Genomic DNA, 20,251 nt, shown 5'->3' with positions numbered 1-20,251 from the left:
ATTATAAAAAACACAGGCATAGAAGACGTTGTGAGGGAGCAGAGAGCTACGCAAAGCCTAGAGTAACTGTCGAGGGGGATCTCCAGGATTCGGAGTCCTGGAGTGGGTTTTAAACCTTGTGTGCACACAAGTACACACAATCCTTAAATAGATTCCCGCGTAAGAATAAACATGAGGTGACTCTAAGTAATGAATACTAGACACGTGAAAACCCTAACCACGTACGCAGTACTAACCCTAATACTCATGTCAACACTCGCAGGACTGCTAGTAGCACTGCCAATAGTGAAGGCGCAAGCGGGGGAGATAACACTCTCCTCAGAAAACCTACACCATTATAAGGTAATAGAGGTCAGAGTGAACATACCAGGCCTAGACGCAGAAAGCGTGGAACTAGTATTAACTGACGCGGCGGGCCAACCATTAGAATTAATAGATAAAGGCGACAACTACATTCCAAACGGCAGATTCAAGGCATATAGAATTGGTGTCGGCGTGTTCTACGCCTACATAGGAGGGCCTGATGTAGACTTAAGTATTAACCCCGCATACCCTAAGGTGGTTGAAAATGATGCAATAGTAAAACTATCGTCAGCCCCGAGTCCTGGGGCAGCACTCTACGTTGTGGTTCTGGGGTACGACATAAGCAAGGGCTTCACCTTCGATACCGTTAAGCCTGCAGACGTGACGCTGGACAGGACGGAGGTGCCGGCCAGAAGATCGACTGACTTCACTGTAAGGCTGACCATAACGGACCAAGACCTCAACCTGGACCCAACGAAGGTGGATGACCTAAGCAGTTATCCAGTCACTATTGATGTCACCTGGATAAGCAGCACTACAGGTGAGACGAAATACAAAACTGTAGTCAAATCAGATTCAAACATAAAAGAGAGCAAGGTCAACAGCGGAGTGTTCTCGTTCACATTCACCGTATCTGAGATAACGCCCCCAGATGCCTCTCTAGGCCCTGGCGACACCTTCCTGCTTAACGTATATAGTAATGTAGGCTTGATGAGTGATGATGGGAAATACTTGACTGTAAAGCTGAATGTGGTGTACAGGTATCCCGAGGTCGCTGTGTACTTCACGCAACAAGGCATAACGGTGTCTGTAAAGTCGCCGGATGACAACGTGGGAACGACGAGTATCGATACTCTGGATCCAGGTAAGAAAATTACCATTAAGTACGGCACGACGACCTGCGATGTGGATGGGAGTTACTTTGAAGAAACAGCGAAGAACACAGGCGTCTTCGAGTACGAAATACCTGTTGAGTGGGGATCATCTACGTCATTGACGTGTAGTCCGATGAAGTTCGTCATGGGTGTGGATAGCAAGTCCTTCAGCATATCGGCCAAATACCTCGACATAACTGGCTCAGGAACCTTCACAACCAAGGCGCCCACCGTTGAAGTGATCAAGCAGAGTCCGGTCCAGGTAGTTCTACTTGTGAACGATTCAGATCTAAACGTTGACGCAAATAGTATAGACAGGCTAACGGCAGAGATAGATCCAACAAACGACATCATTAAATTAAAGTCTGGGACTCTAATTCTGTATGAGATCTACTTCAAGAATCCTGACGGCACCCAGCTTGACATACCGAACACCTACAGTAGTGACCCGCAGTTCTTCGAGACGGACTTTGACTCCGGACTCTTCAAAGTCGTAATACAGTCTCAGGGCCTTCTTAAGGCAGGCGAGTCCTACACCATAGTAATTACTGATCACACGGGCGGTTATACAGTCTCGGTTCCCGTGACGATAACTCCGATTGAGGTCAGGCTGGACAGGAGCACTTACCCAGTGAACAGAGATGAGGACGTCGTGATTCACGTCACCTACATAGACGATAGGCGGAACACAGATGCAAAAACCATAGATACGGTGCCAGCGGGAACACTTAAGTATAAGGTGGTGAACCCGGTCACCGGCAACGTCGTGATCGGTGATACCGATGTCGATGCTTTGACAGAGACAGCGCCCGACAGTGGTGTCTTCACCGGCATCATAAAAGTATCAGCCTCCAAGCCCGAATATATAGATGCTGTAGTTACAGTATACGTACAGGGCGAATCCACGGTTAAGGCGACAGCCACGTTTAAGGCCTATCAGCTAACACCCTCGGACCTCAAGGCCGAGCCCACTCAGATCAACATCACCGGATGCTTTACCATAACCGTAAACGACCCGGACGCCAACGTGGACTCTGAAAGCGAGGACAGCGTGACGGTAACGGTTGCTGCAACGTCTAAGACGGCTAAGGAGACAGGCGTCAACACGGGGGTGTTCACGCTTACCCTGTGCGCTAGAGACGTGGGCGCAAAGCCAGGTAGCTCAATAACGATTAAGTATCAAGAGAAAACGCCGCCTCTAGCACCTACAGCAACCACGTTCGTTGGCTCAGAGTATGACGTAACGGCCTCTGTGAAGGTCGTGAGCTTCAGCGGTAGGTTAGAGCTTCCCAAGGATTGGATAGGCCCTTACGAGACGCTGACATTCTATATCACTGACCCAGACCTGAACATGGATCCGGAGCTAGCTGAGACAAAGACCGAGCTGGTGAGGATTGCTGTTGAGGGACTTGCTATAACCTGGACGCTGAACGGTACTGAGACCGACCTGAACACTGGAAAGTTTAAGATTAACCTGAACCTGCCATATCTCCTGACCGGAACCAATACACCGAGTCCTGAGGATCTAGCACCCTACATAGGCAAGAAGCTGACCATAGTCTACGTCGATGAAGTTGATGCAACCGGAAATAAGGCTACCGTAATATCGACCCTCACAATAAAGGCTGTCAACGCCGAAATAATCGTCGATAAGACCGCTGTTAACTTGGACGAGGTCCTAAAGATAACTATAAAGAACGCCGACATAGCGCAGAACCCGGCAGCAGACTTCAGGAAGGTAGTCATCAGGTCAACGACATACCCGACCGGCGTAACCCTGTACGCCTCTGAAGTCGAGTCCGGCGTGTACGAGGTGTCTGTGACACCTGTGTCCCTGAATGACTGGATTCTTGGTGCGCCTCAAATACCGGCTAAGCTCGGCGACACTATAGAAATAGTCTACGAAGACCCGATAGCAACCAGCGGAAAGAAGGAGATCTTCAGCAAGACCGTGATGGTGGGTAGGTTCGTTGAGAAGCCGGGCAAGGCTGAGAGCGTTACCTTCGTTGACGTTACTACAGGACAGACCGTGACTCCCAGGGTTGGCAGGGAAGTCTTCCTCACCGTAGCTCTGAAGAACACGGACATAGTTGAGAGGTCCATGACCCTGATAATAGTGGTGAGAGATCCCAACGGCGTTGCTGTGGCGAGGTTCGCCGGTAGTGCAACCCTTGGCGCCGGCGCGTCCACAAACCTCTCCTTCGGCTGGACGCCCATAGTGTCCGGCAGCCACAGTGTTGAAGTCTACATTGTGAAGTCGCTTGCTGACAGGACGCCGATGGGTGAGGCGGCGTCATTCACCGCCACTGTAGTTGCGTGAAGTGGTGATTAGAGATGAAGGTTAAGTCGATGCCGACTTTTTCGCTGGCAATCCTCCTTCTCATCATCATTCCCATGGCTACTCTAGTGTCTGCTCAGGCGCTGACTGTAAGCACTAATAAGGCTACATACATACCTGGCGAGACCGTGCTCGTAAGCGGGTCGGCGCCGGCTGGCTCGTACGTCGGCATATCGATAGTGAGTCCTGAGGGTAAGGAGGTCGACTATAGGCAGGTTGTGGCGGGCTCGGACAACACCTACACAGCGTCCTTCACACTACCTAGAATGCTCCCCTACGGCAACTGGGTTGCGGGCACATACACCGTGAGGGCGTACCTGGGGGCCTCAACAGACACTACCACCTTCGTCCTAAGTCCTGGGGCGAGGGTGCTCGGCAAGGTGGTTGATGGTAAGGGCCTCCCAGTAGCCGGTGCTGAGGTAATGGTGGTTGAGAAGGGCGACAGCACCACAAGCAAGTCCGACGGCACGTTCGAGCTCTACACCTCACCAGGGACCTACACGCTGAAGGTGTCTAAGGCAGGTTACGTAACCACCACGAAGAGTGTCACCCTGACCACCGGAGACAACAACGTGGAGACCATATCCCTGATGAGTCTTGAGGACGAGATCAACGCGCTGAGAACCGAACTGAAGCAACTGTCCGATAAGGTAGCAGATCTGGAGAAGAAGCTGAACGACCTGATAACCAACGTAACCGGCACCCTGAGCAAGCTGAGGAGCGACCTAATCACACTCAGCGGTAAGGTCGATGCGCTCTCGAAGGATCTCGACACAGTGAAGAACACGCTGAACCAGCTGGCGGGCACCGTCAATACGCTAAGCGGTAAGGTTGACACATTATCAAAGAACCTGAGCGACCTCAACACGAAGGTAACACAGCTGTCGACCCAAATTGACACACTATCGGAGACCACCTCAAGCCTGCAGGACGCCGTCAACAAGCTGACCCCGACGGTGGACGGTCTGAGGACGGATATAAACTCCCTCAGAACCGACTTAAACAGCGTCAAGAGCGACGTCGCAACCCTCAAGACATCAGTTGAGTCAGTCAGGAAAGAGGTAGGCGGCAAGGCCGACGCCGCCACGACAGCGGCATATGTAGCGGTCGCCTTTGCACTGCTCGCATGCATACTCTCAGCCTACTCGATCATAACGATAAGGAAGGCCGCAGCACCGCCAGCAAGGTAAGCTAAGCCAAAAAGCTAAAACCTGTTTTTCCTCTCACAACACTTAAACCTTAGTTCTTGTTCAAGAACTGGACTTCCCTTCACTGGATCTAGTTATTTGTGCGTATTTAACTCAGCAATGATTGGAGAAGGTCAGCCCTCCTTCCTTATAGCCTCAAGTATCTCCCTAGCCACGTCAAGCCTTATGGCGTCCCTCTTAATCATCTCCTCAACAACCAAATCGATCTCAGTCCCCCTAGCTCCAGCCGTTATAGCGAGGTTCCTGGCGTGTAGCTTCATGTGGCCCTTCTGAATACCCTCGACGGCTAGGGCCCTCAGGGCCGCTAGGTTCTGAGCCAGGCCGACAGCACCCATCACCTCGGCCAGTTCCCCTGCACTCTTTATGCCCAGTATCTTCAAGCTGAGCTGAGCTATAGGGTTGACCTTAACAGCCCCCCCTATAAGTCCCACGGGCATAGGGATCTCGAGGAAGCCTATCAAGTCACCCCTCTCGTCCCTTTCCCATGTGCTCAGCGAGGTGTACCTCCCAGACCTGGCGGCGTAGGCGTGGGCGCCAGCCTCAAGAGCCCTTGTATCCTGTCCGGTCGCGAGCGCGACCGCTATGACGCCATTCATTATCCCTTTGTTATGAGTCGCCGCCCTATACGAGTCAGCGGTGGCGAAGGCCCACGCGTAGATTATACCTTCAACAACTTCCTCACCACCGATCACGTCCTTTGGAACCCTCCCCCAAACTCTCACCAGTCTCCTGTCAGCCAGGTTGGACACGATTCTCAGGTAAACCTTGCCGCCCGTCCAGCCCTCTATGTATGGAGCGACTTTCTCGGCCATCGTGTTCACGGTGTTCGCGCCCATCGCGTCCTTGACGTCCACTATCAGGTTCGTTATCACCATAGGCCCCGCAGGCGAGTTCACAGTGTAGACCTCCACGTCCCTCACACCACCACCTAAGCTGACTAGAAGGGGGTTAGTCGAGTTCGCGATCTCCTTAATCTCTTCCCTATGTTCGTGGATAGCGTATACGGCGGTGTGTGGTGACGCCACCTTAACGAGTTGTATCTGAGCGATCATCAGGGAGTCAGTTGCCTTGGCCTTGATCCCGCCGCCCTCCCTCAGCATCCTGGCGGCTTTGGAGGCCGCGGCAACGACGGAAGGCTCCTCGATCGCCATCGGGACTAGGTAGTCCCTCTTGTTGATCATGAAGTTCGTCGCCACCCCCAGCGGTAGTGAGAGGCTTCCAACCACGTTCTCGATCATCTTGTCAGCGATTTCGAGCGGCAGCGTTCCCTCCCTGAGCAGAAGCTTCACGTCGTCCTCACTCAACCCGGCGACTTCACGTAGCTTTTCAACTCTCTCGCGGAGGGTCAGCTTGTGGAAGCCGGGCAGGCGTGAAGTGTCGACCAAGCAATCACCGCATAGTAAAGCGAGCCGGGGCTTTTATGGGTCCCTGCGCCGGCCACATGATTTTTTAAACCCATCACCATTTACTTCATTGGAATCAGTTTAAAGGTAGGTGGGTTAGTGATCTCAGAGGATGAGTCCCGCAGGAGGTACGTTGAGGGTGCAATAATATCCGCCTTAAGACTCTACAGGCACTGGAGGAAGAGAGGGCTTAGTAAGGACGAGGCGTTCAGAAGGTCCGTAAAGCAGGCCCTAGGGATGGTAGAGGTCAGCGGCCTATCTAGGGAGGAGGTGACAGACGTTCTCGAAGACTTCAGCAGAATACTTGACGGGATAAAGAACGGCCTGGAGAACGCCGCCTCAGACGAGAAGGTTTAAGGCCAGCAATATCTCCGTATGTAGAACTGTAGTCGGCGAACTTCCTGAGGGGGTTAGAGGACGAAAGCTTAATAGAGCGTGACTCAGATATTTGCTGATTGCGTCGCCGGCGGTGGCAACAGTTCTGGCATGGAGTGCCGGATCCAACAACGTAGCCAATTTCGTGACGACTGTTGTGAGGGCCAGGGTTCTGAAATTTGAGAGTGCCTTAGCGGTGGCGGTCTTCGAATTCATCGGACCCTCATCCTGGACAATGCCTCACTGCTGTGCCTAACCACGCCCGCCACAACCTTAACGTACTTAAGTAAGTCCTCACTCAATTCCCCGCCGAACTCACAGCGCTCCAACCTCACCCCTAAGTATTAGGGGTCAGGCAGGACTTAAACACGCTCACCGCTGGCCGAGCTAGGGGAACCTGAAGTACGACCTCACAGCTCTGTTGAACTCCCTCAACTCGCTGACACGCCTCCTGAGGGTGATGGTGTACTTAAGCGTGTAGTATGTGGTGAATATTGAGTGTAGGTACATGCCCACGAAACCTAAAAAACCCTGCATCGGTCTATAGCCCAGATACCTCTCCCTGGCCAGTAATTCTAACCTCACCATCATATACACAGCCCCGGCCGTGAAGGCCGCGGTGAGGAACCACACCACCGGTTGCAGGAACGTGTCAATCCCTAAGAGTCTGAGGATGTGGGTTAAGGTAAGTAGGGGCGGTGAGGCCATGAAGAGGAACCAGGGCAGGAAGTCGGGTGGGAGCCCCCAACCCTTAAGCAGTGCCCCCTCAACCAGCCCCCTAACCCTGCTCCTCTGCCACGCAATCACCCCCTTAAGGGAGTCGGGGAGTGAGGTTGTGAGTCTGGCCCCACTACAGTGGCAGAACTCAGCGTTTCCACGCACGGCCAGACTGAAGAAGAAGTCATCGCTCCTAGATATCGCCGGGTAGATGTTAGTCCTGTATAGGGCTGCCTTCACAGCCTTATTATTACCTGGCGCATGCCTCCTGGACACCATCTTAAATAGGTGGTGGTATGTGTGGTACCAGTAGAAGAAACCCCCCCAGAAGCCCTGCCTGACGTACGTCGACCCAGAACACACGTCGCATCCTGAGGCGGGGTTAATGCATCCGAGGATCTCCCTCAGATAGTCCTCATCATAGACGTTCTCCGAATCACCCCAGACCACCACGTCGTAGCCGAGGTCTAGAGCACGCCTAACGGCCTCAACCCTGGCCTGACCCACACCCCCCGGAAACCTCTGCCTGACGAACTCAACGCAGCCGAACCTGCTCGAGAAGCCCTTAACGACCTCCTCAGAAGCGTCTGCAGACCACCCGTCAACAACCAGCACATCGTAGTCCACGCACACATCCACGCCGGACTGCCTAACAAGGGACTCCAGCGCAGCCCTCAGACCCTCAGCGTTGTTCTTGTTGAGCACCACCACCAGCGCACGCAATCGCCCTCACACCAAAGACAGAACGACCGCCCGCTTATATTGGTTTAAGGCCGTCCGCAGGTGTGTGAATTCGGCGTGCATGACTCCTTTTTAACTTCAGTTATGTAAATAAAAACATGCCCGATAGATGCGGGGATTAGCCGGGGACGAGTTAATAAATCCTAACCCCTGATTTAGGGGTCATCCCAACATGTAAATTAATTAACCTGCATTCAATACTTTACGAAATTCACTCGTTCCTGCTAAACGCTTTTTTAAAGCGTCCTCACCGCACCTAACATGAGGTGTGCGTCTTGACTTCAAACCCTAAGTCAAGCCCTGTGATGGTCGTTCTAGTCATAGCGGTTGTGGTGGTCGGCGTACTCGGGTATTACTTAGGAGGTATGGCGGCCCCCGTGCAGACGGTGACTCAAGCCGCTCAGACGAGGACAGTTACCGAGACGAGGGTTAAGACCGAGACGGTCGTCCCCACCTACAGACCCCCTGAGAAGATTAAGGCGGCCTTCATATACGTAGGGCCTGTCGGCGACTTCGGCTGGTCCTACATGCATGACCTAGGCAGGAGGGTTGTCGCGGACCTGTATAAGGACTGGCTTGAGACGACCTACATAGAGAGCGTCCCTGAAGGGGCTGAGGCCGACAAGCTGGAGGAGCTGATAAGGAAGGGCTACAACGTGCTCTTCACAACCTCCTTCGGCTTCATGGAGGGAACCCTGGCCGTCGCTAAGAAGCACCCTGAGGTTATTTTCTGGCACTGCAGCGGCTACTTAAGGAATGACAACATGGGCACGTACTTCGCGGACTTATATCAAGTCTATTACCTCAACGGGCTGGCCGCAGGCGCCCTGACGAAGACCGGTAAGGTCGGGTATGTCGCCGCATTCCTCATACCTGAGGTGGTCAGGCACTTAAGTGCCTTCGCCATAGGGGCTAAGGAGGTGGCGGAGCAGAGGGGCCTTGACCTCACGCTCTACGTGATTGAGATCGGCGCCTGGTACGACCCGGCTAAGGCCAGGGCAGCGGCTGAAACCCTCGTCAGCAACTACGGGGTGGACGTGCTGGCCTTCACTGAAGACTCGACGGCGGTGGTCGAGTACGCTGAGGAGCAGTCCAAGCTCGGTAAGGAGGTATACGTCTTCGGGCACTACAGTCCCATGTACACGTACGGACCTGACGTGGTGGTGAGCGGGCAGCTGGTTAGGTGGGAGGTCATATACGCCGACATACTGAACAAGGTTAAGGCAGGGCTCTACACGACAACCAACCTGAAGAACGCTGACTACTGGTACCTCCTCAACACCGGGGCCGTCGAGATGGCGGCACACATATTCCCCAACGGGAGTGTCATGCACATAAACCCGAAGTTCTACAACGCCCTCAAGTCCGTCACGGTAACCGATAAACTTACTGGGCAGCGGATGAGCGCGTACGACCTCATATGGCTCAGGTACGAGCAGATGAGGAACGCCCCCATGCTCATCTCATTCCAGCAGATGGCGACGAGCCACATCTACGAGAACCTGACGTCCGCAATGATAACGGTCGGCGGCGAGCCCGTGAAGTACCCTATAGCCCCCGTATTCGACCCGTTCATGGGGCCTCTAACCGGCTATAAGATAGAGAACCCGAGCCAGAAGGTCTCCGTGCCTTCAGGAGCTAGGCTGGGGCATGACGACCTCTGGAACATGGACTGGGTTCCGGACTACGTGAGGATCATCGGCAGGGCTGGTTAGGTGTCAGTGGAATGAGTTCTCAAACCCTTTTTTCCCCGGAAAAAACACCTCTAGGCAGTACCCCCATTATTTCCGTCCGCGGTCTGTGGAAGAACTTCCCCGGTGTAGTTAGTCTTAAGAACGTGAACCTGGACATACTGGCTGGGGAGATCCACGCATTGCTCGGTGAGAACGGCGCCGGCAAGTCAACGCTAGTCAAGATCCTTTACGGGATCTACGTACCCGACAGGGGTGACATCATGGTGAATGGTGAGAGGGTCCTAATAACCTCGCCACTGGATGCGATGAGGAGGGGCATAGTGCTGGTCTCGCAGGTCCCTCAGCTGGTGGAGTCCCTGACGGTGGTGGAGAATCTGGCGCTCTCCCTCAGGCAGTTCGGCATGATGAGTAGTGTTGTGAGGGTGGAGAGGTTCCTTGCCGAGAAGGCGAGTGAGTACGGGGTTAAGATCGACCCGAACACCGAGGTCTGGAGGCTGAGCTACACTCAGAAGCAGATGGTCGAGATCGTGAGGGCTCTACTCTTAAACGCTAAGGTCATAGCCTTCGACGAGGCGACCACGCTCCTCCCGCAGGCCGAGAAGAGGAAGCTCTACGACTTCGCAAGACTCTTCAAGTCTAGAGGCGGCTCCATACTGTTAATCACGCACAGAATCCCTGAGGCTATGGAGGTCTCGGACAGGATCACAGTGCTCAGGAGGGGTGAGGTCGTCGGCACCGTCAGGCCTGAGGAGGTTGACGTGGAGCAGGTCAGGGCGATGATGTTCGGGGATAGACTTGTGCACTCCAATTCATTAGGGGGTAACGGACGTAGCCCCGGCGCTGAGGAGGTTGTGAAGATCACGGATCTGTGGGTAAGAGGTGATTACGGCGCTTACGCGGTGAGGGAGGTCTCGCTGACCGTGCGTAGAGGGGAGATCCTGGGCATCGCTGGGGTCGCTGGGAACGGGCAGTTAGAGTTGATCCAGTCGCTGGCTGGCCTGAGGAGGGTTGAGAGGGGCCGCATAAGCATTCGCGTAGGGGGTAAGGAGGTGGACGTCACCAACAAGGGACCCGCCCTGATAAGGGCTCTCGGAGTCGGCTACATACCCGATGAGCCGGTCCTGAGGGGGGTGTCAGCCGACAACACCATAGAGGAGAACCTCGCCCTACACCCGAGGCTCTCGGGATTCATAATAAACTGGAGGTCCGTCAGAGGCCTCGCGACCAACCTAATTAAGGATTACAACATAGCGGCATCCTCAACCGCCGTCAAGGTCAAGGTGCTCTCCGGGGGCAACTTAATGAAGGTTCTAGTGGCGAGGGAGTTGACGGTTGCTGAGAACCTGCTGCTTGCCTACAACCCGACCAGAGGTCTTGACGAGGTGTCGGCCCACTACGTCAGGAGGTTGGTGAGGGGTAAGACCTCGTCCGGAGGCATGAGCGCCATCATAGCGTCGGAGGACCTGGATGAAATAGTCGAGATGTGTGATGCAGTGGCCGTCATCAGTTCAGGGAGGGTCTTGAAGGTATTCAGATCCGCTTTTAGCCGGGACGAGATTGAAAGAATCATGGTGTCTTAACGTGCGTTTAGCGATAGTTAAGCGCGTGAAGGCGTACACGCTGTGCGACCTACTTAATTCGCTGAGTAGGGGGAGGCTTCATGTCAAATCCGGTAGGGCCTGCATCGACCTGTACTACGCCGGCGTGCCGATACTCTCAATAGGGCTAGGGTTGCTCGCGTCCGCGGTGATCTTCCAAGCGGTCGGTGTTCCTCCAGACCTCTTTATAAAAGAGGTTGGGCTGGGCTTCATGAGCCCTCACACCCTCCGCTACTCCGTACTCCTGATCATCCTGGGTGTGGCCCTAACCACCAGCTTCAGGGCCTCCGTCTGGAATGTGGGGGCTGAAGGGCAGATGATCTGGGGCATGCTTGCAGGGGGCTTCGTCGGACTCTTCATAGCCTCCCGCACCATGTACGTGAGCCCAAGTGAACTGCCCAGCTACCTCGCGATGCCGGGCGTTGAGATCATAGACCAGTCCCCCTTGAGGCCGGTGGTGTCAATACTCCAGATGAGTCCCGCAGTAGGTCAGTTGCTCATGGTCCTCGCCGCCATGGTTGCAGGGGGTCTGTGGGCCTTGATCCCGGCTTTGCTTAAAGCGTACGTCGGGATAGACGAGGTCGCTGTGTCCCTCATCCTCAACTACGTAGCATACCAGGTCTTCAACCACCTGGTGACCTACTCCATCAGCGGGCTGAGCGTTCAGGCCAAGCGGTTCTTCAGGACGGACAGGCTTAACTCAGCACTCCTGTTCGAAAGCCTGCCGGGAACCACGTTGACGTTGCAGGAGGTCATTATGTGTCTGCTGTTCCTCGCGCTGACGCTTGTCATGTTCAAGTACACGTCGGTAGGGCTCAGGCTTAAGGTGCTTGGCTCAAACCCCCAGCTACTCAGGTCCGTAGGCATAGATGAGAGGAAGTACATTCTGCTGGCCATGCTCCTGAGCGGCATGCTCGCCGGCGCCGCAGGGGTCTCCATATTCGCTAACCCGGCGGTCGGCAAGCTTGAGAAGATAGCTAACGTCGTCACGCCGCCCACGCTGAACCTAGGCTACACAGCCATACTTGTATCATGGCTCTCCATGCTTGATCCGCGGCTCGTCCCCGTCTACGCCTACATAGTAGCCTCACTCTTCCAGGGCGGAAGCCTGCTTCAGTCGGAGATAAACGCTAGATTTCAGGACCTCTCGCTGACCGGGGCAGCCCTGACCTACATACCTATAGGGGTGATACTCCTGGTTTACGTGGTGATGAGGGTGTTCGTCGACTACTCAGTGAGGCTGAGGAGGTGAGCTCGTTGATAGAGCAGACGCTCGGCTTCGTGATACCCATAATCCCCGTCTTCATCTACCTCTACCTGGCCAGCTTAGGCAACTCACTCGTGGAGAGGTCCGGCATACTTAACCTAGCTATCGACGGCGCCTACACGCTGGGGGTAGCGGTCGCTTTCGTGACAGCCGTCCTGCTCGGCAACCCCACCGTAGCCCTGCTCACGACATCCTTCGCGGTAGGGCTGCTTGGAGTCCTGATAGCCTTCCTAACCACTAAACTGCCTGTCTCCCACGGCGCCGTGGGACTGTCGATGCAGTTCGTCGGCTACGGCGCGGCTTCCTTCCTAGCCTACCCAACCTCCATGAGGATGGCTCGGGAGCGGCTGTCTCTGAACACATACCTTCCAACCCCCGAGGTCATCCTACCGTTCCTCACGGCCTCACTGGCCGCCGGCCTCGCCCTGCACCTCCTCATATTCAGGACGAAGTTAGGGGTCGCCATAAGAGCTGTGGGGGAGAACCCCGCCGCCGCCTCCTCGCTGGGGACTGACGTCCTTAGGGTGAGGGTCTTGGCTTCCTTCATCGGGTATTTAATGATAGGGGCTGCCTCCTCCACATACATACTGCTTTACACGAAGGGCTGGCAGGAAGGGGCGGGCATGGGCCAGGGCTGGATATCCTTCGCAATCTCGCTCTCGTCGGGGCGGCACCCGCTCGTAGGGATGCTGATGTCACTGGTATTCGCGTCGCTGATCAGGTACGCGTACGTGCTTCAGGACGTCCTAATCACGTACGGAATCAACGTCTCGAACTACGTCGTCGTGGCCTTACCGTTCACTGCAGCCGTGGCTGTTCCCCTCATAGTCTCCGCCATTCCGCAGTTACGTAGGAGGTTCTCACCGCCGAAGAGTCTTGGTATAATCTTTTTCAGTGAGGAGAGGTCGGTCTAGAGGCAGGGGGCCTTCAGATTCAGCGGGTTGTTTTTAACTCGGCTGTGAAGTTCTTATTAGGGATTGTCGGTTGAGCGCGTCCAGCGACTTCTCGGGCATGCAGTCGGAGGACTTGCAGGCGCTTCAGTCCAGCAAGTACCTCAACCCCTCGCTCATAGATTTCCTGGATCAGCTCCAGAGTTTTGAGTACATCCCGGAGATCTCAGGGGTTGCTGACCTGATGGACTTCCACGTGTCCACTGTGTGGAAGCTGATGAAGGTGCTGAGGCAGAAGGGATTACTGCTTCAAGGGCTTGTGGACGTCGCCCGTCTAGGCATGGTTGAGGTCGTCCTGATATTCGACGCCCTGCTCGAGCCCCATGAAGTCCCTAAGTGCCTGCTACGTGAGTATGCCCCCCTCCTGCCTTGGGGGACCTACCTCAGGTATGTGGTGCCCAGAGAGCTTGTCGAGCCCTTCCTCAACTCACTCTATATGCGTTTAAACGTGGAGGCTAGGGAGGTCTACATAATGCCGGTAACCATACACAGCAAGCCGAGCCTTAAGGAGTACTACGACGTTAACTCCAGGAGGCTACATGTGGAGTGGGGGGACTTAGTAACGCGCGTTAAGACCTCCTCAAGGGAGTCCCTCCCCAGGGAAGTGCAGGCTGAGAGGCTCAAGTACGATGAGATCGACCTTTACCTGATCAGGGAGCTTGAGCTCAACCCCTTCAGCTCCATCAAAAGCATAGCCAGGAAGCTCAACGAGGAGCTCTACCCCGGCAAGAACATCAACTACGTCCTGGTCTTAAGGCACTACAACAACCACGTCAGGGAGAGGGACGTGATGAAGGGCGTTAGGCTTAAGCTGGAGCAGATCCTCCTGGACTCACCTGTCAAGACTCTCAGCGTCCTAGCCGGCAACCCTGTGGATCTGCTGAGGGTCGCTAGGGTGCTGACCACCCACCCATACTTCTTGGACGCATACCTAAACATCTCCGACAACATACTGCTAACCCAGGCCTTAGTACCTCAGAGAAGCCTCTTCAGCCTGAGCCTCTTCCTCGAGAGGCTTAAGCGTGAAGGGCTCGCGAAGTCGTGGAGGTGTCTCTACCTAGACAACACGAGGGCGAAGAGATATGCCTTCCCAGTGAGGCTGTACTCACTAACCCTCGACAGGCTCCTTGACTCAAGTGATGAGGAGTTGCTTGTCAGGGAGATCTAGTGTAGACTTTATCTAAGCGGTGAGGTCTGCCCCACCGCTCTCATGCATCGCCTGATTAAGCTTATAAATCATGCTGTGAGTGATGTAAAGGGATGCGGAATTTTGGAGTTCACACAATTCCCCCACATAGATGGAGTTGAGTTAGCTAAGAAGAAGGTCCTTGTGAGGGTGGACTTCAACTCACCCATAGGTAAGGACGGTACCATCATGGATGACTCCAGGATAAGGGCGCACCGAACGACCATCAAGAAGTTGATGGACGCGGGCGCCGCCACAGTCATCATAACGCATCAGGGAAGACCGGGGGACGACGACTTCGTGACTCTTGAGGCTCATGCGGATAGGCTCAGGGAGGTTGTGGGCGCTGACATCAAGTTCATCAACGACGTCATAGGTCCTGCAGCCCTAAAGGCCATCAAGGAGCTGGAGGGGGGTGAGGCCCTCCTCCTAGATAACGTGAGGCTGGTCTCGGAGGAGCTCATTGAGGCGGAGCCTGAGAAGCAGGCCAGAGCCTACCTAGTCCGGAGGCTCTCCCCGCTATTCACTCACTACGTCTTCGACGCCTTCGCGACCGCTCACAGATCCCAGCCGTCGATAGTGGGGTTCCCGGTGGCTCTCCCATCCCTCGTCGGGGACGTGATGAAGCAGGAGCTTGAGGCCCTTGGGAAGTCGCTCTCCGGCAGTGAGACCCCTAGGCTCTTCGTTCTAGGGGGTGCTAAGGTCAGGGACACCATTAAGATAGTGGAGTTCCTAACCAGGAAGAGGGCCGCGGACAGGATACTGACGACGGGGCTTGTGGGCCTGACGTTCCACGTTGCTAAAGGCGGCAGAGCCGGGAAGTCGTTGCTGAAGTTCCTTGAGGAGAAGGGACTCACAACCCTGATCTCCATGGCACGCAGGGTAGTGCTCTCAGGAGCGCCTGTAGACACTCCCTACGACGTGAAGGTGGTTAAAGATGACGGCAGAGTGGTCGAGGAGCCCATAAACACTGCGGACGGTGTGCCAGTGGACGTGGGGTCCTACACGACCCTGATGTTCTCTGAGATGATTAAGGAGGCCGCAGTGGTGGTTATGAGGGGGCCGGCCGGGTACGTCGAAGACCCTAGATTCAGGGCCGGGACTTTCGAACTCCTTAAAGCCGCTCTAGAGAGCAACGCCCACGTGGTGATAGGGGGAGGGCACCTTGGCTCGATGCTGAACGAGGTCGGCGTGGTTAGGGAGAGGGGCGTCCACGTCTCGACAGGCGGTGGAGCTCTCCTGATAGCGCTGTCGGGGGAGACCCTCCCAGCCCTGAAAGCACTGGAGATCTCCTACAGGAAGTTTTTCACGGGTGGTTCTGTATGAAGGTTAGGGTGGGTGTCAACGGCTACGGGACTATAGGTAAGAGGGTTGCTTGGGCAGTGACCCAGCAACCCGACATGGAGTTGGTGGGGGTAGTTAAGACTAAGCCGAACTGGGAAGCGCTCTCAGCCCTTAAGAGAGGCTACAAGATCTACACACCTAAGGAGAACGTCAGGGACTTCCACGCACGAAGTATTGAAGTACAGGGGACTCTTGAGGACCTGCTGAACGCCGTCGACGTGGTCATCGACGCAACCCCGGGTGATGTGGGGGCGTCCTACAGGGCTCTTTACGAGGGCTACGCCCGCAGGGCCGTGTTCCAAGGTGGTGAGGAGCCGGAGGTAGCTGAAGTCAGCTTCAACTCCCTCGTGAACTACAGGGAGGCGTTGGGTAAGAGGTACGTCAGAGTGGTCTCATGCAACACTACGGGACTGCTTAGAATCGTACACGCCATGTCCAGGGTTGGTAAGGTAAGGAGCGTCAGGGGGGTCATAGTCAGGAGGGCGGCGGACTTGAAGGAGGTTAAGAAGGGACCTGTTGAGGGGTTAGTGTTAGACCCGCCTAAGCCGCCATCACATCACGCGCTGGACGTTAATACCGTAATTAAAGATCTCGACATAGTGACCTACGCCATCGTGGCGCCGACAACCCTTGCCCACGTGCATGTCCTACACTTCTCTATGGGCAGGAATGTGACTGCGGATGAGGTCCTTGACTCGCTGGCCAGCACACCCCGCATACTCCTGGTTAGCGGTGGACTGCTCAAATCGACGGCTGAGTTGAGGGAGTTAGCACGTGATTTAGGGAGGCCGTATGGGGACGTCTTCGAGAACATAGTCTGGAGTGACAGCGTTTACGTGAGGGGTGATGAGGTGATGCTGACTTACGCAGTTCATCAGGAGGCCATAGTGGTTCCTGAAAACGTGGATGCCATACGGGCTGTGATGAGGCTTAAGGAGAGTCCAGAGGAGTCGATAAGCCTTACTGACGAGAGCTTGGGCATTAAGAGGTGGTTATGATGAGCTACTACCCCGAACCCACATACGTTGTCAGCTACCTCTTCAGAAGGATCCTCATCCCGGTCGACGGGTCGTCGGCGAGTTATAAAGCGCTTGAGGTAGGGCTGGACTTCGCGTTGAGGTACGGCTCTAAACTGACGGTTCTAATCGTCGAGAGCCAGTCAACACCTAACGTCGACGAGATAAAGAGGAGGGTAACGGAGGTAGCGGGTAAGAGGGGTGTTAGCGTTGGAATCAAGGTTAGGAAGCCGAATTACCCGGACTCCTCCGTCGCCACGGCGATAATTGAGGAACTGTTTGAGGAGCACTACGACCTAGTCCTGATAACGGCGCGTGGCAGAACCCTTAACCCAGATCTGAACCTGGGGTCCGTAGCGCTATCGATAGTGGTGAATTCTAACACCTCCGTATTCCTGATCAGGTAGTCACCATACTCTCCAAACCCTTTTAATATTATAAGGTCGGGAGGAATGGTCTTAGGGGATTATGTTGAGTAGCGCGCAACCTAGGAAGTACGTGTTTGACGAGATACATGGATACATAGTTCTGGACAACCTCACCAGGGAGTTGGTTGACACCCCTCCCCTGCAGAGGTTGAGGAGGATAAAGCAACTGTCCCAAGCCTGGTACGTGTTCCCGGGGGCGGTTCACACGAGGTTCTCACACTCCCTAGGTGTTATGAGGCTGGCTGAGAAGGTTGCGGACAAGCTGATATCTGATGGACTGCTCAGGAAGGATGAGAGGGACCTACTCAGGGTTGCGGCGTTGCTCCACGACATCGGCCACACACCCTATTCCCACGCGCTTGAGTACGTGTTCTACACCAGCTTCGGGGTCAATCATGAGGAGTTGAGCTACATGATGATAACTGAGGAGCCGCACATCACTGAGGCGCTGTCGAGCTACGGGCTAACCCCGAGTGAGGTGGCTGAGGTGGTGACGGGAGGGCATGAGAACGTGATCTTCAGCAACATATTGGGCGGTGACCTGAACGTGGACAGGCTCGACTACCTGCCTCGAGACGCCCTCCACACAGGGGTTAAGTATGGTCTGATAGATCTGGAGAGGATAATTCAGACGCTGACGCTGGATGGGGACGGTAACGTGGCGGTGTTGCCTAAAGCAATACACGCCGTGGAGTCATTCTACGTGTCCAGACTACACATGTATAGGTCGGTCTACTACCATAAAACTATAACAGGTTATCAACTATTGCTTGCCTCAATATATGAGTTGATGATGAGTGAGAGGGAGGTTAAGAGCCTGCTGGAGCCGTTCACATCCCTCGAGGGGATAAGGAGGGCCGTTAGGGACGGCAGCATCGCCGCATGGGACGACTTCCTAATAGGCGGTGTGATGGACATGGTTCTCGCCAGGAAGCTCGGGAGCGACGTTTTACGCGGGCTCATCAAGTCCTACGTTAATAGGAGGGGCTACAGGGCCGTGTACAACCACATAAGCTTCAAGCAGGGGGCCGGCATCACATCATCTGAAATGGATAAGTTGGATAGGGTGAGCAGGTCATTACTCCTGAAGGGTCTCGGCACCTACATCTTCAGAACGTACACCGAGTCCGTGCCGATAATCTCCAGGGAGGGTGAGGCCAGGGTCATAAGGGAGGCGAAATCGCTCAGGATCTCTGAGATCGAGGATTCGATAGTGGGGTCCCTGCCCAGATACATGGAGATAGTGCGTATCTACGCACTGCCGGAGGTCGAGGACGCTGTTAAGAACGTCCTCAACCTGCTATGAGGTCTGCGTTTTAAGGAGTTTACGCATCAGATACGCGTCGGAGTCAGGGTAGTAGTTGGGTAATCTGTCCACCACCTCATAGCCCAGCTTCCTGTAGAGCCTTATTGCATCATCGTTAAACACGGAGACCTCAAGCCACACATACTCAGCGCCGGCCTCCACGCACCTGCCTTCGAAGGTCTTGAGCAACATGCGGCCGAGGCCCTTCCTCCGTAGTGAGGGATCCACAGCCACTGAGGCTATGTGGCAACATCCCTCGCTCGTTATGTAGCCGGTTATGTATCCGGCTACAGCCTCACCACACTCAATCACTAGGAACAGCTGAGGGTGGAGGATCAGCGTCGAGAGGAAGACGGTCTCCGGATACGGGTACCGGAAGGACCTCCTCTCTATCCTCATCACAGCGCTTAAATCATTGAACGTAGCGCCTCTGACAAGGCACTTCAGCCCCTCATCAGAGTCCATAGCTTCATTACCTCGTCCTCAATGTATGGGTCGTAAATAAACTCCCTGGAGCTCCCTCTAACTAGCTCAAGGAGTGGGGCGCCGCGGCCTCCAGGGAGGACCTCACCTATCACAGACGCTTTCACGCCAATCCCCTCGAGCAGGTCGACGGCGTCCTCCGCACGTTCTCTAGGAATCGACGCGAGTAGAGCCCCTGAGGAGAGCATCCTAAGCGGATCAATCCCGAGGACTTCAGCCACCCTAACCGTCACAGGACTCACTGGGATCCTATCCGCGTAGGCTCTAATGAGTTTACCGGAGGCGTAAGCCATCTCAGCAAGCCCTCCCAGAATGCCTCCCTCCGTCGGGTCGTGCATGGCGTTAACCAGGGCCTCCGTGCTCAGGAGGTTCGCCTCCTCAACCACGCTCACATCGTTGATCATCTCCTCACCCTTGACGAGCACTTCCTCACCCACCCCCCTATGCTTCAAAACCTGCCTGAAGTCCGAGGCCAGGACTGCAGTTCCTTCAATCCCGGCGTACTTGCTCATCACTATCACATCACCCTCCCTAACCCCGTCAATCCTGACTAGACTGCCTGCCTTGAGGATGCCGAAGGCCGTCGTAACCACTACGGGTCTGGTGACGCTGTCCGTGAACTCTGTGTGGCCGCCGACCATGGACGCCCCATATCTGCTCAACGCCCTCACCATCGAACTCGTTATCTCGTCAACTAAGTCCTCGCCGGAACCCTCGGGGAGTAGCAGTACTGAGGTGAAGAATCTAGGGTAGGCCCCGACCATGGCGACGTCGTTAGCCGGTATCACTATAGAGAGCGTGCCCAGATGTTTTACAGCTCCTGATATGGGGTCTGGGTGCACGGCGATGAGGGTCTCACCGCAAGCTTTGACAGCGGCCGCGTCAACCCCCACACCCGCCTGCATAACCACGTCAGGGTCCGCCGCACTGAATTTATCTATGACGTACCTCCTTAAAGCCTCGGGCTTCAGCTTCACGTCCCCCACCTGATAACGTAGTTCAGGCAGTGCTTAAATCTC

Annotated in this window: 17 protein-coding genes; 12 read left to right on the top strand and 5 right to left on the bottom strand. The window is 55.0% G+C overall.

Annotation, left to right across the window (positions count from 1 at the left end; translation table 11 throughout):
* The first annotated feature begins 189 nt into the window (after positions 1–189).
* Positions 190–3,498 carry a hypothetical protein gene (locus tag QW772_05735; protein ID MEM0038409.1) on the top strand — a complete coding sequence of 1,103 codons (3,309 nt, stop codon included), beginning with the start codon at positions 190–192 and terminating at the stop codon, positions 3,496–3,498.
* A 14-nt stretch (positions 3,499–3,512) separates the two neighbouring features.
* Positions 3,513–4,706 (top strand): carboxypeptidase-like regulatory domain-containing protein, encoded by a 1,194-nt coding sequence (locus tag QW772_05730; GenBank protein MEM0038408.1) that lies wholly within the window; start codon positions 3,513–3,515, stop codon positions 4,704–4,706.
* Positions 4,707–4,837: 131 nt separating this feature from the next.
* Here the strand turns inward: QW772_05730 and QW772_05725 are convergent, their stop codons facing one another.
* A complete protein-coding gene (locus tag QW772_05725; GenBank protein ID MEM0038407.1) occupies positions 4,838–6,109 on the bottom strand; it encodes a hydroxymethylglutaryl-CoA reductase, degradative in 1,272 nt (423 codons plus the stop codon).
* Positions 6,110–6,226: 117 nt separating this feature from the next.
* Here QW772_05725 and QW772_05720 point away from each other — a divergent pair, with 117 nt between their 5' ends.
* The gene (locus tag QW772_05720; GenBank protein ID MEM0038406.1) at positions 6,227–6,484 is read left to right on the top strand and encodes a hypothetical protein; all 258 of its coding nucleotides are present in this window, start codon (positions 6,227–6,229) and stop codon (positions 6,482–6,484) included.
* Here QW772_05720 and QW772_05715 read toward each other — a convergent pair.
* Both QW772_05715 and QW772_05710 read right to left on the bottom strand, forming a co-directional pair.
* Complete coding sequence (locus QW772_05715) at positions 6,467–6,718, bottom strand: hypothetical protein (protein MEM0038405.1); 252 nt, start codon at positions 6,716–6,718, stop codon at positions 6,467–6,469. The genes QW772_05720 and QW772_05715 overlap by 18 nt on opposite strands.
* 171 nt (positions 6,719–6,889) lie before the next feature.
* Positions 6,890–7,942, bottom strand: a complete 1,053-nt coding sequence (locus QW772_05710) for a glycosyltransferase family A protein (protein MEM0038404.1) — start codon at positions 7,940–7,942, stop codon at positions 6,890–6,892.
* A 284-nt stretch (positions 7,943–8,226) separates the two neighbouring features.
* Here QW772_05710 and QW772_05705 point away from each other — a divergent pair, with 284 nt between their 5' ends.
* The 9 genes from QW772_05705 to QW772_05665 all read left to right on the top strand — a co-directional run bounded on the left by QW772_05705 (position 8,227) and on the right by QW772_05665 (position 18,749).
* Entirely contained in the window at positions 8,227–9,675 is a 1,449-nt protein-coding gene (locus QW772_05705) for a BMP family ABC transporter substrate-binding protein (GenBank protein ID MEM0038403.1), read from the top strand.
* 11 nt (positions 9,676–9,686) lie between these two features.
* A complete protein-coding gene (locus tag QW772_05700) occupies positions 9,687–11,234 on the top strand; it encodes an ATP-binding cassette domain-containing protein (GenBank protein MEM0038402.1) in 1,548 nt (515 codons plus the stop codon).
* Between the two features lies 1 nt (position 11,235).
* Positions 11,236–12,504: a hypothetical protein gene (locus tag QW772_05695; protein ID MEM0038401.1), complete on the top strand. Its 1,269-nt coding sequence runs from the start codon at positions 11,236–11,238 to the stop codon at positions 12,502–12,504.
* Positions 12,501–13,433 carry an ABC transporter permease gene (locus QW772_05690; GenBank protein ID MEM0038400.1) on the top strand — a complete coding sequence of 311 codons (933 nt, stop codon included), beginning with the start codon at positions 12,501–12,503 and terminating at the stop codon, positions 13,431–13,433. The genes QW772_05695 and QW772_05690 overlap by 4 nt, the downstream gene beginning before the upstream one ends.
* Positions 13,434–13,503: 70 nt before the next feature.
* Positions 13,504–14,637: a hypothetical protein gene (locus QW772_05685; protein ID MEM0038399.1), complete on the top strand. Its 1,134-nt coding sequence runs from the start codon at positions 13,504–13,506 to the stop codon at positions 14,635–14,637.
* Between the two features lie 75 nt (positions 14,638–14,712).
* Positions 14,713–15,981: a phosphoglycerate kinase gene (pgk, locus tag QW772_05680; protein MEM0038398.1), complete on the top strand. Its 1,269-nt coding sequence runs from the start codon at positions 14,713–14,715 to the stop codon at positions 15,979–15,981.
* The gene (locus QW772_05675; GenBank protein MEM0038397.1) at positions 15,978–16,997 is read left to right on the top strand and encodes a type II glyceraldehyde-3-phosphate dehydrogenase; all 1,020 of its coding nucleotides are present in this window, start codon (positions 15,978–15,980) and stop codon (positions 16,995–16,997) included. The genes pgk and QW772_05675 overlap by 4 nt, the downstream gene beginning before the upstream one ends.
* Positions 16,997–17,422, top strand: coding sequence for a universal stress protein (locus QW772_05670; GenBank protein ID MEM0038396.1), 426 nt, complete (start codon positions 16,997–16,999; stop codon positions 17,420–17,422). The genes QW772_05675 and QW772_05670 overlap by 1 nt, the downstream gene beginning before the upstream one ends.
* A gap of 64 nt (positions 17,423–17,486) precedes the next feature.
* Positions 17,487–18,749 (top strand): HD domain-containing protein, encoded by a 1,263-nt coding sequence (locus QW772_05665; GenBank protein MEM0038395.1) that lies wholly within the window; start codon positions 17,487–17,489, stop codon positions 18,747–18,749.
* Here QW772_05665 and rimI read toward each other — a convergent pair.
* Both rimI and QW772_05655 read right to left on the bottom strand, forming a co-directional pair.
* The gene (gene rimI, locus QW772_05660) at positions 18,744–19,214 is read right to left on the bottom strand and encodes a ribosomal protein S18-alanine N-acetyltransferase (GenBank protein MEM0038394.1); all 471 of its coding nucleotides are present in this window, start codon (positions 19,212–19,214) and stop codon (positions 18,744–18,746) included. The genes QW772_05665 and rimI overlap by 6 nt on opposite strands.
* A complete protein-coding gene (locus tag QW772_05655) occupies positions 19,193–20,218 on the bottom strand; it encodes an AIR synthase family protein (GenBank protein MEM0038393.1) in 1,026 nt (341 codons plus the stop codon). Before QW772_05655 ends, rimI begins: the two co-directional genes overlap by 22 nt.
* Positions 20,219–20,251 lie beyond the last annotated feature (33 nt).

Source organism: Zestosphaera sp. (genome assembly GCA_038727705.1).
In the GTDB taxonomy this organism is placed as follows: Archaea; Thermoproteota; Thermoprotei_A; order Sulfolobales; family NBVN01; genus Zestomicrobium.
This window is presented reverse-complemented; position numbering and strand designations above follow the sequence as displayed.